This is a genomic window from Peribacillus sp. N1 (genome assembly GCF_054600815.1).
The window spans coordinates 1,494,131-1,509,915 of sequence record NZ_BAAHZO010000001.1; the positions used below are offsets into that span (position 1 = coordinate 1,494,131).

16 protein-coding genes and 1 pseudogene are annotated in these 15,785 nt (G+C 40.7%); 5 read left to right on the forward strand and 12 right to left on the reverse strand.

Annotated elements, in window-relative coordinates:
• The first annotated feature begins 53 nt into the window (after window positions 1–53).
• Window positions 54–503: an Hsp20/alpha crystallin family protein gene (locus tag ACYP5M_RS07125; RefSeq protein ID WP_101222371.1), complete on the forward strand. Its 450-nt coding sequence runs from the start codon at window positions 54–56 to the stop codon at window positions 501–503.
• A 69-nt stretch (window positions 504–572) separates the two neighbouring features.
• On the opposite strand, the gene ACYP5M_RS07130 is transcribed toward ACYP5M_RS07125, so the two are convergent.
• The 4 genes from ACYP5M_RS07130 to ACYP5M_RS07145 form a co-directional block, all read right to left on the reverse strand.
• A complete protein-coding gene (locus ACYP5M_RS07130; protein ID WP_452444960.1) occupies window positions 573–1,211 on the reverse strand; it encodes a YppG family protein in 639 nt (212 codons plus the stop codon).
• A 77-nt stretch (window positions 1,212–1,288) separates the two neighbouring features.
• Window positions 1,289–1,657 carry a YppE family protein gene (locus ACYP5M_RS07135; protein ID WP_157830997.1) on the reverse strand — a complete coding sequence of 123 codons (369 nt, stop codon included), beginning with the start codon at window positions 1,655–1,657 and terminating at the stop codon, window positions 1,289–1,291.
• A 69-nt stretch (window positions 1,658–1,726) separates the two neighbouring features.
• A complete protein-coding gene (locus ACYP5M_RS07140) occupies window positions 1,727–2,002 on the reverse strand; it encodes a hypothetical protein (RefSeq protein ID WP_101222373.1) in 276 nt (91 codons plus the stop codon).
• Between the two features lie 356 nt (window positions 2,003–2,358).
• Window positions 2,359–3,306 carry a DUF2515 domain-containing protein gene (locus tag ACYP5M_RS07145; RefSeq protein WP_260358978.1) on the reverse strand — a complete coding sequence of 316 codons (948 nt, stop codon included), beginning with the start codon at window positions 3,304–3,306 and terminating at the stop codon, window positions 2,359–2,361.
• A 142-nt stretch (window positions 3,307–3,448) separates the two neighbouring features.
• Here ACYP5M_RS07145 and recU point away from each other — a divergent pair, with 142 nt between their 5' ends.
• Window positions 3,449–4,060, forward strand: a complete 612-nt coding sequence (gene recU / locus ACYP5M_RS07150; protein WP_459734830.1) for a Holliday junction resolvase RecU — start codon at window positions 3,449–3,451, stop codon at window positions 4,058–4,060.
• A 27-nt stretch (window positions 4,061–4,087) separates the two neighbouring features.
• Window positions 4,088–6,835, forward strand: coding sequence for a PBP1A family penicillin-binding protein (locus ACYP5M_RS07155; protein ID WP_459734831.1), 2,748 nt, complete (start codon window positions 4,088–4,090; stop codon window positions 6,833–6,835).
• Between the two features lie 42 nt (window positions 6,836–6,877).
• Here the strand turns inward: ACYP5M_RS07155 and ACYP5M_RS07160 are convergent, their stop codons facing one another.
• The 8 genes and pseudogenes from ACYP5M_RS07160 to ACYP5M_RS07195 all read right to left on the reverse strand — a co-directional run bounded on the left by ACYP5M_RS07160 (window position 6,878) and on the right by ACYP5M_RS07195 (window position 13,999).
• A complete protein-coding gene (locus tag ACYP5M_RS07160) occupies window positions 6,878–7,417 on the reverse strand; it encodes a YpoC family protein (protein WP_459734832.1) in 540 nt (179 codons plus the stop codon).
• On the reverse strand, window positions 7,414–8,070 hold the full coding sequence (gene nth / locus ACYP5M_RS07165; protein ID WP_459734833.1) for an endonuclease III: 657 nt from the start codon (window positions 8,068–8,070) through the stop codon (window positions 7,414–7,416). The genes ACYP5M_RS07160 and nth overlap by 4 nt, the downstream gene beginning before the upstream one ends.
• Window positions 8,071–8,092: 22 nt before the next feature.
• Window positions 8,093–8,788, reverse strand: coding sequence for a DnaD domain-containing protein (locus ACYP5M_RS07170; RefSeq protein ID WP_101222379.1), 696 nt, complete (start codon window positions 8,786–8,788; stop codon window positions 8,093–8,095).
• 116 nt (window positions 8,789–8,904) lie between these two features.
• The gene (gene asnS, locus ACYP5M_RS07175; RefSeq protein ID WP_101222380.1) at window positions 8,905–10,197 is read right to left on the reverse strand and encodes an asparagine--tRNA ligase; all 1,293 of its coding nucleotides are present in this window, start codon (window positions 10,195–10,197) and stop codon (window positions 8,905–8,907) included.
• Window positions 10,198–10,454: 257 nt separating this feature from the next.
• Window positions 10,455–10,814 (reverse strand): helix-turn-helix domain-containing protein, encoded by a 360-nt coding sequence (locus tag ACYP5M_RS07180; protein WP_459734907.1) that lies wholly within the window; start codon window positions 10,812–10,814, stop codon window positions 10,455–10,457.
• 9 nt (window positions 10,815–10,823) lie between these two features.
• A pseudogene (locus ACYP5M_RS07185) lies at window positions 10,824–11,012 on the reverse strand (hypothetical protein); the annotation flags it as partial.
• 21 nt (window positions 11,013–11,033) lie between these two features.
• A complete protein-coding gene (locus ACYP5M_RS07190; RefSeq protein ID WP_459734834.1) occupies window positions 11,034–12,314 on the reverse strand; it encodes a XylR N-terminal domain-containing protein in 1,281 nt (426 codons plus the stop codon).
• A 152-nt stretch (window positions 12,315–12,466) separates the two neighbouring features.
• Complete coding sequence (locus ACYP5M_RS07195; RefSeq protein WP_459734835.1) at window positions 12,467–13,999, reverse strand: 4-hydroxyphenylacetate 3-hydroxylase family protein; 1,533 nt, start codon at window positions 13,997–13,999, stop codon at window positions 12,467–12,469.
• A gap of 205 nt (window positions 14,000–14,204) precedes the next feature.
• Between ACYP5M_RS07195 and ACYP5M_RS07200 the strand changes: the two genes are divergently transcribed.
• Both ACYP5M_RS07200 and ACYP5M_RS07205 read left to right on the forward strand, forming a co-directional pair.
• Window positions 14,205–14,993 carry a fumarylacetoacetate hydrolase family protein gene (locus tag ACYP5M_RS07200; protein ID WP_434167309.1) on the forward strand — a complete coding sequence of 263 codons (789 nt, stop codon included), beginning with the start codon at window positions 14,205–14,207 and terminating at the stop codon, window positions 14,991–14,993.
• Entirely contained in the window at window positions 14,990–15,778 is a 789-nt protein-coding gene (locus ACYP5M_RS07205) for a fumarylacetoacetate hydrolase family protein (RefSeq protein ID WP_434167310.1), read from the forward strand. Before ACYP5M_RS07200 ends, ACYP5M_RS07205 begins: the two co-directional genes overlap by 4 nt.
• Window positions 15,779–15,785 lie beyond the last annotated feature (7 nt).

The following is a 15,785-nucleotide window of genomic DNA, read 5'->3' on the forward strand; positions in this document are numbered from 1 at the left end:
TAATTCCTCACATAGCCTATAGGCAAAGGAATTTTTTAGAAAGGAGCACCGTGATGACCTCTTCTGAAAAAAATAATAATCGGAGAATAGAACCCTTTACCCACTTCATTAACAAAATGGATCGGCTGTTTTCCGAAAGGCCTCCTAAAGGCATGCTGCAATCTCTTGACGATTTCTTCGGTTCGGCGAAAGAACGCAGCTTTCCGGTTGATGTTCACGAAACGCATTCAGAATATACACTTACCGCCACTTTGCCTGGAATTGCACGCAGCCAAATATCAATTGATGTACTGGCCCATGCTGTAACCATAACTGCAAAGCAAGTAGATAGAAGACATAAAAATCAAGGAATGTTTCAAAAAGAAGTTTCAGCAGGTACTCTTTCAAGAACCATTTCTTTTCCAAAACCCATTGATGAAGCAAAAGTCACCGCTCGACATCGCGATGGCATTCTCACGCTTCAGCTACCCAAAATCAGGGGGAATCGGATTGAAATCCATTAGACATGAATAAAAGCAGACTTAAAAAAGTGGCTGGGTCACTTGTAAGTCTGCTTTTCCTTTATTCACCATCTAAGCTTTGAAGAAGCCCCCTACTCCTTTGACCATTGAAGATACTTGAGAAACTGTATTCATCATTTGTCCAGCTGTATTCATCATCTTCGTTATATCCATCGAGCCATCTTGTGTTTTGAATTGATTCATGACCGATTTGAAACCCGATGGCTGGGGTTTTTGCATGAACTGTTGCTTAGGATATGGATTATGAGCCTGCTGCTGACCTTGCGGAGGTCTTTTAGCTGGCTGGAGCGGATTGGCGAACGGGCTAAAAGCTTGCGGCTGCTGATTGGACTGGATTGGCTGCATTTGTGCCATTGACTGCATTTGTGCCATTGGCTGACTTTGTGCCATTGGCTGTATTTGTGCCATTGGCTGCATTACACTGCTGCCCGGATAAGCTCCCACAGGCATCGCCTGCTGCTGGACAGGTTGGAATGGATGATAGGCCGCTTGCTGATAAGGATCATGATATGGTGTCATATAGCCCCCTGTATCCTGGAGATGATATGGATACATAAATGGTTGTTCATGATTATGATTATTGGGCGGAGGATACGGCATTGGCTGCTGGTACCCTCCCCAATATTCCGTCATTGATTGAGGAAACTGTCCTTGATTTGGGGAGATATGGTTAAAACCGGATCTCATCATGTCAATGAGCCCTCCTCTTTTTTCATTACATGGTTCTGATAATATATGAAAAAAAGGGGAATAAAGTGTAGGTATTTTTATGATAAAATCCGATTGATTTCCGTTCTTACATTATTAAGGATGAATTCCACCGATTGAACATGGCTTTTAAATCGCTTATAACTTGTTTTTGGAAAAAATGCCTGTACGGCCACATCAGAAAGGTTATGGGCGGTTTGTTCGATTTGCTCGGGGAAAAGATGCCTAAATTCAGTTTCTTTCATCCACTCCTTCATTCCGGTTTCCCATTCGATGCATGCGGTCCTTACCTGGTCTGCAAACGGCTTGACTTCCGAAAAAAAATCCTTTTCCTTTCCTTCCTTCCGTACACCCTCATAGATATCATCCACTTGGTCCGTATATTTTATTAATTGTTCTGTTAATAGCTGCAGTTTTTCTTTTTGCACAATATATTCCTCCGCACAATTGTTTCCCTTATTATAATCCAGTTCATTATAAAATGATATTCCTCTGGCTTATACGTGCAATTCAGTGAGAACATTGTGCTTTATTATTGTTTTTTTCGGGACAATGGAAAAGGAATGGTTTACACCTTCAGCATTCACCCAATAATCCTCGGCTTTCTCAATGGCTTCCTGGGCTTCGTTAACTAATGTATATTGCTCCGCCCATAGTTTGCACCGCACTGTATTTACAGTTTCCCCATATGAAATTTCCAAACGATCCAGGCTGGTACTGATCTCAGCTATCATCCTTAATATCTCCTCTGTTGCGACACTTTTATTGACCATGCTGATCCCTCCCATTCTTTACCTGTACTATTCTTTTTTTTATCAGAAAGCCCTTCATGACTGACAAAACTAGAAGGGAATCGGCAAAGAAAGTGCAATTCGCTTAATTTATTATGCCCTTCGACAACAATGGCAGAATGAAGAATGAAGTTTTAAACAAGAATACAGACAGGAGGTGATTTTATGCAGTCGAATGAAAGCAGACAGCAAAAAAACGAAAAACGACAAAAGCCGCCCACTAAAAAGGCAGGAACGGGAAATCCGAAGCTTAGCGGAGAAAACCGCCCCTCTACGTAAGACATAAATACTGACTGATAAAACAGGGAAGGCTTACATGACGCCTTCCCTGTTTGCTATTATAATATCCAATTTTTAATCATTGCTGCCGTATGTAGCTGCTTTTGTTTAAGGTCATACCAATCGGTCAAATGCGGGTCTTCTTCCCATTTGGGTTCAATGAACCATTTTTTTTTAACCTTTTTTTTCATATCCCATTGCTCTGTCATTCCTGCTTGATGATGAATCAATGGATATACTCCCCTCAGCATCGGGGTTTCATGGTACCTAGGATTTTTTCGATATTGTTCATAATCATATCTGGCACCCGTTGGTTCTGTCCTGCAGGAAAATTCATAGAATAGCGGAAACAAATCTTCAGAAAATAAAAGGCCGGCCAACCTTTTCCCCAATTCAATCCTTTTATCGATATTTCTAAAATGCGAAACGGACGATCCATATAGTTCTCCATTGCAAGCAGGAAATAAAACCGTGCTAAAATGCATCCAGTCCTGCAGGAAAAATAAGAGAGAATGAAATACGAAAGATTGTTTTTTAATAACCGGTTCTTCTATGATGTTTTGTTCATTTATGATGAGCGCAGTGACTAATTTTTCCCGATTTCCATGTTTCCAAAAGGAATACCATTCGTTCGTCATGAATTTGGTAATAAAAAAATAATGACATAAGTGAAACAAAGGACGTCCATACTTCGTCGAATAATGATAGAGAAGTAATTGCGGATAAGCATCTTGGAATATTCTCCAGTTGGCTTCTTCATACGTCAGGAATAAAAGATGCCTGTATTTCTGGCCAAGCAAATGGGAAAACCAAATCCCTTCAAGATCACACATATTCCAGCCTGCATTTCTAGAAACCATCCCCGCTAAAAAAGACCATTGTATTTCGGGATGCATTTTGAAAAATCGTTCATATGCCTTTGTCCTTGATATATTATCCCTATTTCCTTTAGCGGTTTGGGCTTTTATGGAATGTAGCAATTGCTTTTCCGTCATTAATATTCGCATCTATGTGTCCGCCTTTCTATAGAGATGAATTGTGACATATAGTTGTACATAAATCCTATCGTTCTAAGAAACAATTCTTTTTATTCACATTTTGGATTCTTTTTTTGCTAATATAGATAAGTGAAAAAAAGGAGGGGTAAAAGTGGCATTTCATTATCCCAACGGACGAAGATTTGTACCGCAGGCTATGGAAGAAAAGAAAAGCCCACTTAAAAAAATCAGTTACAGCAACCGGGGAAAAACATTGGAAGACGATTTGAACGAAACCAATCAGTATTATTTAGCACACGGCATTGCCGTCATCCATAAAAAACCGACACCCATTCAAATTGTCGATGTCCACTATCCGAAAAGAAGTGCTGCAGTCATTAAAGAAGCTTATTTCAAACAAGCATCGACCACCGATTACAATGGTGTTTATAAAGGAAAGTACATTGATTTTGAGGCAAAGGAGACGAAAAACAGCAGTTCTTTCCCTCTGAAGAATTTTCATGACCATCAAATCGAACATATGAAACATATCGTTCAGCATGACGGAATTGCATTTGTGATCATTCGGTTTTCCGCAATGGATGATATATATGTAATGAGTTCTGAACAACTGAGTTTTTATTGGAAGAGAATGAAAGACGGCGGACGCAAATCTATAACTCTTCAAGAGGTTGAAAGCAGTTCACGAAAGATTACTCTTGGCTTTCAACCGAGAATTGACTATATTAAAGTAGTAGATTCGCTCATCTCAGAAAATTTTTAGTTTTTTTAGAAAGGCAGGTTAGCTGTAATGGCTGAAAAATATAATACTAGAGAAGAACGCCGAAAGCAGGGGCAGACACAAAAAAAGGGACCGAAGAAAGGTCCTCAAAAGCCAACCAATATGCTTAAGCGCATTTTCCTTATACTTGTTACAATCGGAATAATAGGCTTGGTTGCCGGAGGAGCTGCAATGGCTTACTTTATAAGCGACGCTCCAAAACTTGACGAAAAGCTTTTGAAAGATCCGGTCACATCCAAGATTCTCGATGAAAATGGTAAATTGTTAGCTGAAATCGGAAAGGAAAACCGGGATTATGTAAATTATGAAGACATACCCGATCTTGTCGAAGAAGCTTTCCTGGCAACGGAAGATTCCCGCTTTTATGAACACCACGGGGTCGATTTCTTACGTCTGGGCAGTGCCGTCATAGCCAACGTCAAAAACGGATTCGGCTCAGAGGGTGCAAGTACATTGACCCAGCAGGTTATCAAGCGTTCTTATTTAACACCTGATAAAACCATTAAAAGGAAAGTCCAGGAAATGTGGCTATCCATACAGCTTGAAAGAAAATATACAAAAGAAGAAATTTTCGAAATGTATGTGAATAAGATTTTCTTTGCAAACCGTGCCAACGGGATCTTAACTGCATCGCAAACTTATTATGGAAAAGATCTTAGCGAATTGAAATTGAACGAAGCGGCCATGCTTGTAGGATTACCGCAAAGCCCAAGCAGGTATGACCCGTATAAATACCCTGAACGTGCGAAAGAACGCCGTGATATTGTCCTGCACTTAATGAATAAACATGGTTATATCACCGAAACGGAAATGAAAAATGCACAAAGCATCGATATAACAGAAGGACTTCAAGAAATCGATAAGAGCCAAATCGATACGACCGCATACGATGCATTCATCGATTTGGTAATTGAGGAAGTCGGGGATATGGGTGACTATAACGTCTTTACCGATGGTTTGGAAATCCAAACGACCATTGATAAAGATGCCCAGGAATATGTCTATAACATGTTGAACAGTGATGAAATCATCAATTATCCAAGTAAAGATCTCCAAGCAGGAGTCACATTACTCGATACAGAAACTGGTGAAATTAAAGCAGTGGGCGGCGGCAGGAACACGACGGTTAAACGCGGCTGGAATTATGCAACGGATGCCAAGCGATCACCTGGTTCGACCATTAAACCGATTCTGGATTATGGTCCTGCCGTAGAATATTTAAATTGGTCCACTTACCATCAAATCAAGGATGAGGAATATAGATACAGTGATGGAACACCGCTTAAAAATGCTTCCGGACGACATTATGGTACTGTAACGACTCGTGAAGCACTGGCACGGTCATTAAATATTCCTGCCTTAAAAACGCTTCAAGCAGTCGGCTTGGACCGGGCACGTGATTTCGCCACTGACCTTGGCATTCCTTTTGACAAGGAAATTACCGAATCTGCAGCATTGGGCGGCGGTAAGGATGTTTCAACACTTGAACTTGCCGGTGCATACAGTTCATTCGGAAACAACGGTATCTATAATGAACCGCATAGTGTGAAAAAGATTGTTTTACGTGATAAAACAACCATCAAAAACAAGACGGAATCAAAACCGGTCATGAAAGATTCCACAGCTTTCATCGTTACGGACATGTTGAAAAGCGTCATGAAAGAACCTTATGGAACAGGAAGGTTAGCCAATATACCTAGTCTTCCGGTAGCCGGTAAAACGGGGTCAACCAATTTCACGCCTGAGCAGCGTGCAGCGAACAACATCCCATCTTCCGGTGTAAAAGATAGCTGGATGGCAGGTTATACAACCAATTATACAGTCGCGGTTTGGGCTGGTTATGATAATGCATCTGGTGAGCAAATGGAATATCTGGGTGAATCATCTCAAAGAATCCCTAAATCCATCTTTAAAAATTTAATGGAACATATGGCTCAATCAAAAGAAACGAAAGACTTTGATCAACCTGACAGTGTTGTGAAGGTTGGAGTCATCAAAGGTTCGAATCCAGCTGTTAAAGCCAATGAATATACACCAAGCAGTAAAATCACTTATGAATATTATGTTAAAGGTCACGAGCCAACACAAGTGACGACAGAATATGAAAAAATCGACTCACCTGGCATTAACGCTTCTTACAACCAGGAAAGCAATGAAATCAATCTTTCATGGTCATATCCTAAAGGAAATGGGAATACCCAATTCGAGGTTAAGATGTCCGTTGATGGCGGAGCAGAGAGCGTATTAAAAAAATCGAAGGATACTAGTTTAACGCTCCCTAATCCAACCCCTGGTAGTAAATATACTTTCTCAGTGGTAGCTTTAGTGGATAACCAACAAAGTGATCCTGCGAGCACATCAGTCAAAATACCTGCTGAAGCGGAAGCTCCTGAGGATACTGAGGACGAGGAGATTAAAGATCCGGCCGAAGGTGAAGATCCTGAACAAGAAACGCCTGCTGAGGGCGAGGAAGATAAGCAAGACGAAGACAAAAATAACAATGGCGAAAACGGCAATAATGGAAATAATGGAAATGACGAAAATAACGGCAATAATGGTAATAACGGTAATGGCAACAACGATAATAATGGTAATGGCAACAACACTGATGATGGAAATGGAAATGGCAATAATGGTGGTGATGAGGACGTCGAAGGCGGGGATGATGCCACTGACCCTGGAACGGTAGAAGAGGAAAAACCAGTCGAGACCCCTGACCCTAACCCGGACCCAGATCCAAACAAAGATACGGAATAAATATATATAAAGATTGACTTAAAAAACGTCTAAGCTAAAAGCTTAGACGTTTTTTTGGATGTTCTTATTTTTGATCATGAACTTCACATATTGCTTTTCAAATTCTCGGAACAACTCACTAAGCTGTCTATATGAATGAAAAAAAGCGGGTCTAGCAAGGATGAAAGAAAGCCTTTCAGCAAGGTTCACCGGAATATTGGTAAAGGATTCTATTTTTGCCCGTAAATCACTCAAAACCACTGGCTTTCCATGCATCCAGAAGATTGCGGTTAAAAATAAACCGATCCCCTGCTTCATGAGTAACAAAGTCTGCCCCACTTTTCGCTCGGAAAATAGCAAACTGCATTCTGAATCAATTCCCTTCCATTTTTCCAGCAGTTCCTTTATATGCAATGCCCCCATAGACCAAGGAGCATAAGCCTCAACATTATTATAATAAAGTAACTCATACGGAAAAGCCTCGAATGGGATCGTTCCACTCCAACCTGCAAAACGCTCTTTTTCCAAGAGGGTTTCCTTTTCAGGGAAAAACAAAGGGTGGTCCAATAATTCAGGGACTTTTAATGATATGGACTGCGTCAATTGGCTTCTTTCCTTTTCATTCTTTTTTTTCCTTCACGGCATAATTCAAGAAGCGGGCAGGTTTCACATCTTGGTGACTGGGCCTTGCAATGATAGCGTCCAAAGAATATCAGGCGGTGATGCGTAACGGACCATTCATCCTTTGGTATCTTAGCCATCAACGTTTTCTCAACATCAAGGACACTATCCTTCCAACGGCATAATCCCAGACGCTTGGAAACACGCTCTACATGGGTATCCACAGCAATCGCAGGCACATCAAAAGCAACAGAAACGACTACATTCGCCGTCTTTCTGCCAACGCCAGGCAATTTAACAAGCTCATCACGATCTCTGGGAACTTCCTTATCGTATTCTTCGATCAGCATGCGCGACAACTTTTGTATATTCTTAGCCTTGTTACGAAACAAACCGATTGAGCGAATATCATTTTCCAGCTCTTCTATCGGAACGCTTATGTAATCCTCAGGCGTTTTATATTTTTGAAATAAATCCTTCGTTACTTTATTGACTAATACATCCGTACACTGAGCTGATAGGGCAACAGCAATCACCAATTCAAATGGATTGGAGTGATTCAGCTCACAATGGGCATCCGGAAACATTTCACCCATCGTATCCAGACAATATCGAATTTGAGCTTTATTCAACATATTGGTTCTCCTTCAATTTACATTACTGCTCGAGCCAGTTATAGAAAGGCACATCTTTCAATGGTCGTGCATTTTCCGTCTTTCGGTCCCTCTTTTGGTGAACTCTAAATTTTTGTCCTTGCTCCCTTGCCTGTTCCAAGGTTTTAATTCCATTCTTTTTCCACTCGAATAAAATTCGATCAATGTATCGGAAATTCAATTTTCCGGAAATGACAGACTCCCTCAAAGCTGACTTAATGATTTCGGGTTGATGGTCATCCTCCATCCACATTGCCAATGTCTCACATTCATAAGGAGATAAAGGGCGGCCGAACTCCTGTTCAAAAATCGTATAAAGGCTCTCCCCCGCTTTTTGGATTTCAGCAGACTCTGTCTGTTTCAAAGTTTTCAAGAAACAGTCCATCATTTTTTCATAAAGTGGAGACAACGAGTATTTTTCCTGTCCGATTTCTTGGCTATCCTCAACCATCATTTCAATAAATCCCCTTTGGACCAAACGCTGGATCAAGAATAGACATTCCGTTTCCTGCAATGTCATTCGGTCAGAAAGCTGGGATGGTGCAGGGAAATGGTTACCTTTATCTATGAAGCTTTGCAATTGTAATAAAAGGACCATTTCTTGTTCATTTAGTCCCATTGTACTATAGTTAGTCAGCAAAAAGGATGGAATCGTTATCGTTCCTTCCTTAAACCACGCATATAAATGTTCTTTATTCATGTTTTTGGACACCTCTGGTTAAGTATAACATGAATACGGCTCCCCGAATAAGTTTATAATTTTAACAAAAAACGGTTATCTGCCAAATATGGCAAGATAACCGCTTCATTACGGAATCAAGGATATAATCGATTTAATAGGCGTGGGAACGGGATGGTTTCACGGACATGCTCGACTCCACTGATCCATGCAACGGTACGTTCCAATCCCAAACCGAAGCCTGAATGCGGTACAGAGCCATATTTTCTTAATTCCATATACCATTTGTAAGCATCCTCGCTCAAGCCATGCTCATTGATTCTCTGCTCTAGCAATTCCTGATCATGAATCCGCTCTGAACCGCCAATTATTTCTCCATATCCTTCTGGAGCGATCAAATCGGCACAAAGAACGACTTCTTCCCTGTCAGGGTCTGGCTGCATATAAAAAGGTTTGATTTTAGTTGGGTAATGAGTTATGAAAACGGGCTTATCATAACTTTCCGCAATCGCAGTTTCGTGCGGAGCCCCAAAATCATCACCCCATTGGATATCATTAAATCCTTGTTCATGAAGGAACTTAATGGCCTCATCATATGTAATACGCGGGAAAGGAGCTTGAATTTGTTCAAGCTTCGCTATGTCACGGCCCAGTGTATTCAACTCAAGCTGACAGTTTTTCAATACGGATTGGACGATCGAAGAAACGAATTGCTCCTGAACCTCCAGGTTTTCTTTAAATTCGATAAAAGCCATTTCTGGTTCAATCATCCAGAACTCGATTAAATGTCGTCTTGTTTTGGATTTTTCTGCCCTGAAGGTAGGTCCAAATGAAAATACCTTCCCAAGTGCCATGGCAGCCGCTTCCATATAGAGCTGACCACTTTGTGAAAGGTATGCATCCTCATCAAAGTACTTGGTCGCGAACAATTCACTCGTTCCCTCTGGTGCGCTTCCAGTTAAAATTGGGGGATCCACTTTAACGAAACCTTCTTCATTAAAGAATTCATATGTAGCACGGATTATTTCATTACGGATCTTCATGACTGCATGCTGCCGTTTTGAACGCAGCCATAAATGGCGGTTATCCATTAAGAATTCAGGACCATGCGCTTTAGGTGTAATGGGATAATCCAATGATTCATGAATGATTTCAATATCTTTCACCTGTAACTCAAAACCGAACGGCGAGCGTTCATCCTTTTGAATGACACCTGTTACATACAAGGATGACTCTTGCGAAACCGATTTCGCACGAGCGAATATTTCTTCACCCACATCAGCTTTCACGACCACACCTTGAATGAAACCAGAGCCATCACGGATTTGAAGGAAAGCAATTTTCCCACTGGAACGTTTGCTGGCAAGCCAGCCTCCAATGGTTACTTCTTGTTCGACGAATTTGCTAGCATCTTTTATTGTAATTTTCACGGAATTTACCTCCAAAAATAGCTTAACTTACTAAGGAATTTACTCTACTTATTATACCCATAGCCCTGCTTACAAGCAAATAAATCAATTGAAGTAGAACTTCCATGCCTTTTCTATCACTCTTATTATGTTTGGAGCATACCCGCCAGATTATATGGTAGATTATTTTTCACTATCGCCCAAAGCTCATTACAGTAAAGTCATCTTGGTATATGTATCATTCGACATTTCCATTTTCAACAAGGGATTGAATCCTATCAACCAATGGTAATCATTTTCGCCTTCAACAAAGTTTCAAATGATGCATATAATTGAAAAGCACTTTTAGGATCTCTTATTTGGCAGGAAAGCAGCTCTTCAAGTCTTTTGATCCGATACCGTAAACCACTCATTGAAATGTTCAATTCTTTCATACTGCATTCAAGATTTCCACCACATTGCAGGAATACATAAAGCGTTTTCAATAATTCCTTCATTTTTGGGTCATCTTTCATTAATAAAGGAGCCAGCATTTTCTCTGCCTTTTTTAGTACCGCTGGAGTACTCCCCGTATGCATTAAAATGGATAGCAGATCTACTTCTTCAAATTTGATAATATCCCAAGTTCCTTCATTCATATTCAATGCGGTTAAAGCTTCTTGAAAAACCTCGTGAGCCCGTTCCAATTCATCACTTATTGTGCTAAGACCCATTTTAAAGTTATATCCGCTAAAAACAGTATATAAGTGATTGATGCATTCCTTGGTGCGAAGCTGATATTCAGTTCCCGGACTCATCGGTATAAGCAATACGATATTACCATCCCTTAAGGCTGTTAAGACAACTTGATTCCGCTTTTAAAAGAAACTATAAATCTCTTCGATGATTTTCTGCTGAATGAAATAGTCATTCGCTGTCCCCCGATCGGAGGAAAAATCATAGCCAAGCAACGCAATGGTGAAAGGATGATCCAATGAAGCGTCTAAATACATGCTTTTTTTAATTATTTCTTCTCTGGAAGCAAACTCTCCATTTAATATTTGTTCAAGAAATAAACCTTTTACCCTTTCAAGGGCTTCAAAACTGCTTTTCTCATTTAAGAGGAATAAGGAACCGGTCATGGAAACCCTTTCAAGAATCATTCGATTGATTTCCAGGTTCGTTTTTCCTTCAACCGGATCCGATTGCGCAAAAACACAATAGCCGTAAGTTTTATTTTGTAACGTTATGGGAGTATAAAGCAGCTCCATCCCATCTTTTACGATTCTTCCGGTCTCCAAAGTGACAGGACCATTTTCCCTCATCAGTTTGAGCTGATTCCTGACTTCCCTTACCTTCCCTATGTGAAACCCAGCATGATAAACCTGATTGCTATTGAAATTCTCCATCAACAAAGGAATTTTCGTTTTCTGATAAACCATCCTCACTATCGATTGAAGGCTTCTTCCGTTAATTAACTCCTCTGTCAGCAAATTATGAATATCCATCACTTTTGATAAACTATTGCGTTCTTCCAGCAGCTTTTCATATGTTACGGCAAGCTCTTGTACAATCGGTTTGGTTTTATAATATTTCAACTCATCTTGAATCTCCAGGCCCCATAAATGTATCGATTTACCTTCGTATCTACACTCTGATTGCCCTGCTCCCTTACAGGCACTTTCTTTAAAAATCACTTCGTGACCGCAGACCGTCGAATAAAATCCACTTGCATAACCCGTCAATGTATAACAGACTGGCTTTTCCGCAATGCCTGTCTGGGTGATATGTTCCTCTGCCTCATAGGAATTCACCCAAACCCCTTCCACCTTTACAGAGTGTACATCCGTTTGATTATCCATTGATAATTCCAGGTTCGTAGTATTAACTTTTGTATAACCCTGCAGCATATGTAAGATTGGACCTTGCCTCAGTATTTCCTTTACCGTTGACAAATCCCCTTTTAGTGCCTTATTAGCATCATTGACTCCGATATTCCAGCCATAACGTATTAAAAAAGACTTCATTCTTTCAAATCCAATATTCTCGATCAAGTCTTTTCTTAGGGTACCGAAAATTGAAGAGGAAGTCAGGATCATCCTCTCATCATTTAAATGAATTTCTCCTTCATCATTCTTAAGATTCAAAAGATTCGTCATGATTCCCCACGGCTTTCCTTTTACATAATATTATACTTTTTCCATACCTTACCTATCAAGATAAAAATGTAAACGCATTCATATCATGCAGTGGTGGAAAAGCCGGTGGGAGTCCGATACAAACCATTCTTTTTCACGTTTTTCTACTCAGATTAATTCGTTCGGAGCCGGATCAAATCAGCATCAATGCCTTCATCTTCATTTATCCACTTATCGTTTGTCCAGCCATGAAGGTCATAATCGTCCATTGCCAAGTCCACAAAAGCTTTGAATTTATCTGATTGTCCATTTGAATCTGCCATTTTCATGGTTTCCAGCCTAATATTTTCATGGTTACCCGCATAATTGATTTCATATAATTCATTCCTGCCACCAAATTCCGTTCCGATGGAATCCCATATAAGTTTCATCAGTTTTACCCTTTCCACTGCCGAAACCCCGCCAGAACCCTTATAATATTTTTCGAGATACGGACAGACCTCAGGGTTTAAAAAATCCTTGGAGCTTGATGGGAGTTGAATGAGATTACCTGCTACAACCTGTTCAAATATCTGTTTTACCTTTGGCCATACCATAGGTGCAAACACCCTATATGCAGTTGCGTATGTGCTATTGGGCAGAACAGTGGCATACGGCCCTTCCATCGGATCTGTAGCCATCGCTGTCGAGATTGCCCAAAACATGTTCCTGTAAGCAAGCACTTCCCCGATGTTGGCTTGTACTCCCCTAAATTGATTCGTTCCTGCCATCTCCGTAGCCTTCATCAGAAGCCCAGCCATAAAGTCCAATTTCACCGCATAGCGTGTACAGCCATGAAATGTATATCGGTTCATCCACCCAGTCTTGGATCTAAATCCATTGGCAATTTCCACATTATTATAGGCAAATACATTCTCCCATGGGATGAATACATGATCAAGGACGATGACTGCGTCATTCTCGTCGAACCGACTAGAAAGCGGGTAATCGAAAGGAGTGCCTGTCCTCGCAGCCGTTTCTTCAAAAGATTGTCTGCTGATCATTTTTAATCCCGGCGCATTCATCGGCACAAAGAAAATCAATGCATGGCTTCTATCCCCTTCCCCAAGATCGACAGGAGAATAATTCGCGACAAAATTATAATTCGTAAGTGCTGCTGAAGTTCCAACCATTTTAGCTCCACTTACGATTATTCCATCATCCCGCTCTTCCACCGTACGTACAAATACCTCTTTATTTTCATGTAGCGGTTTATTCCTGTCCATTGCCGGATTTATAATTGTGTGGTTACAGAAGGGAACGTCCCTTGTGGTTTTTTCATACCATCTTTTCGCATTATCTTCAAATCCCTTATAAAAATCGCTATACGGTCCCAATGATCCTGTAAAAGCAGCTTTGTAATCAGGGGTACGACCCATGAAACCATAGCTCAATTTTGACCATTCTGCTATGGCATCCCTTGCTTCAAGCAGCTCTTTTGCGTTCTTTGAAGCCTTGAAGAACTTATGGGTAGTATGGCCTTCATCTGTCTTAGCCGTTAAAATCCGAGCACTAACCGGATCATGGAGAGCATCATATAGTTGGCCAATTGACCTGGCAGAATTGCGATATGCTGGGTGTGTCGTCACATCATCTACCTTATCGCCGTTCAAGAATACCGTTCTTCCGTCTCGTAAACTTTCTAAATACTCTTTGCCATTCATCATCGGAACATCCCCCATTCACAATCTTTCAATTTGGATTTCTAGCTTTATACTAACTAAATGTTCAAGGCATTTTTCTGTTGAAACCCATCTTTTTTCTAACATTTTTTGTCTGATTTTACTGAATAATCTAAATATGTTGAACTTAAACAAATAATCATATACGATATCATATATGATTATTAATAAAATCAAGGGGTGAGTGTCCATGGCAAAAGCAAGAGTGAAACTCAAACAGTCAGATTATTCGGAAGAAATGGAAATACTGTCGAACCGCTATATATTAATGAACGGTGATAAGTATGAGGTATCACAAATCAATTTGGATAACCCTATTTCAGGAACGGTATATGGAACATTATTAAACTATAAAGGATCATTGGAAGCATTGAAGGGAAAGGTCGACCATCCTCCTTATAATGAACCTCCTAAAGGGCCGATCCTATATATTAAACCTAGAAACACGTTTTCTTCTTTTTCAAATCCAGTTCCCCTTCCAAACGGCATACCTGAATTGGAAATCGGGGCCGCACTGGGAATTGTAATCGGTAAAACGGCTACAAGAATCAAGAAAGAACATGCATTGGATTATATAGAAGGTTTTACGATCGCCAATGATATTAGCGTTCCACATGAAAGTGTTTTCCGTCCTGCTATCCGCCATAAAGCCCGTGATGGATTTTGCCCGATCGGTCCATGGGTCGTATCCAAGGAATCGATATCCAGCCCCGATTCTTTAGGAATCCGTGTATATATAAATGGAGAGCTAAAGCAAGAAAATTCAACTTCAAATCTAATTCGCTCCATATCCCGCCTTATTGAGGATGTAACAGACTTCATGACTTTGAGTACGGGTGACGTCCTTCTAGTTGGAGTTCCAGAGAATGCACCGCTGGCAAAAGCCAATGATCATGTCAGAATAGAAATAGACGAAATCGGGCATTTGGAAAATACTATCATTTCCGAGGAAAAACTATCACTGGAGGGGATTTTATGAAGAGAGCACGTGTAGCCTATGCAGGTGCCGTACATCCAGCAAGTGAATATTATGGCCAGCTCAAATTGGCGGATGGACGGATTGTCAATGAGCAGGATGTTGTCTGGCTTCCCCCGGTGGAACCACGAACTGTCTTCGCGCTTGGCCTGAATTATGCAGACCATGCGAAGGAGCTTGCTTTTAAAGCCCCGGAAGAACCCCTTGCGTTCTTAAAAGGTCCCAATACCTTTATCGGCCACCGTGGGCAGACAAGACGGCCTGCTGATGCAGCTTATATGCATTATGAATGTGAACTTGCAGTCGTCATAGGTAAAAAGGCGAAAAACATAAAAAAGGAAGAAGCCTATAAGTATGTAAGTGGATATACGATTGCAAATGATTATGCAATACGTGATTATCTGGAGAATTACTACCGACCAAACTTAAAGGTCAAAAATCGCGATACCTGCACCCCCATTGGACCTTGGCTAGTCGATGCCGAAGATATTCCAGATCCTTCGAACCTTGCCATCAAAACTTACGTCAACGGAAAATTGACTCAGCAAGGCAACACGAAAGACATGATTTTCGGCATTGCTGATTTAATTGAATATTTCAGCAGCTTCATGACATTGAGTCCAGGCGATATCATTTTGACAGGCACACCTGAAGGATTGGCGGATACCGCTGTAGGCGATGAAATCATCACTGAAATTGAAGGAATCGGGAAACTCATCAGCACAATAGTCGGTGACGATGCATTTACTGAAGGCAGGGATCGGCCGCATCTAAAAATCCATAATTAACGGAAGG

What these genes read in the sequence shown, in the direction of transcription:
- ACYP5M_RS07180 (WP_459734907.1), bottom strand. Translation starts at nt 10,814, where the DNA reads ATGAATGAAGGAACTTGGGATATTATCAAATTTGAAGAAGTAGATCTG.
- ACYP5M_RS07190 (WP_459734834.1), bottom strand. Translation starts at nt 12,314, where the DNA reads ATGACGAATCTTTTGAATCTTAAGAATGATGAAGGAGAAATTCATTTA.
- ACYP5M_RS07170 (WP_101222379.1), bottom strand. Translation starts at nt 8,788, where the DNA reads ATGAATAAAGAACATTTATATGCGTGGTTTAAGGAAGGAACGATAACG.
- ACYP5M_RS07140 (WP_101222373.1), bottom strand. Translation starts at nt 2,002, where the DNA reads ATGGTCAATAAAAGTGTCGCAACAGAGGAGATATTAAGGATGATAGCT.
- nth (WP_459734833.1), bottom strand. Translation starts at nt 8,070, where the DNA reads ATGTTGAATAAAGCTCAAATTCGATATTGTCTGGATACGATGGGTGAA.
- ACYP5M_RS07205 (WP_434167310.1), top strand. Translation starts at nt 14,990, where the DNA reads ATGAAGAGAGCACGTGTAGCCTATGCAGGTGCCGTACATCCAGCAAGT.
- ACYP5M_RS07155 (WP_459734831.1), top strand. Translation starts at nt 4,088, where the DNA reads ATGGCTGAAAAATATAATACTAGAGAAGAACGCCGAAAGCAGGGGCAG.
- ACYP5M_RS07130 (WP_452444960.1), bottom strand. Translation starts at nt 1,211, where the DNA reads ATGATGAGATCCGGTTTTAACCATATCTCCCCAAATCAAGGACAGTTT.
- ACYP5M_RS07145 (WP_260358978.1), bottom strand. Translation starts at nt 3,306, where the DNA reads ATGCGAATATTAATGACGGAAAAGCAATTGCTACATTCCATAAAAGCC.
- ACYP5M_RS07195 (WP_459734835.1), bottom strand. Translation starts at nt 13,999, where the DNA reads ATGATGAATGGCAAAGAGTATTTAGAAAGTTTACGAGACGGAAGAACG.
- ACYP5M_RS07125 (WP_101222371.1), top strand. Translation starts at nt 54, where the DNA reads ATGACCTCTTCTGAAAAAAATAATAATCGGAGAATAGAACCCTTTACC.
- ACYP5M_RS07200 (WP_434167309.1), top strand. Translation starts at nt 14,205, where the DNA reads ATGGCAAAAGCAAGAGTGAAACTCAAACAGTCAGATTATTCGGAAGAA.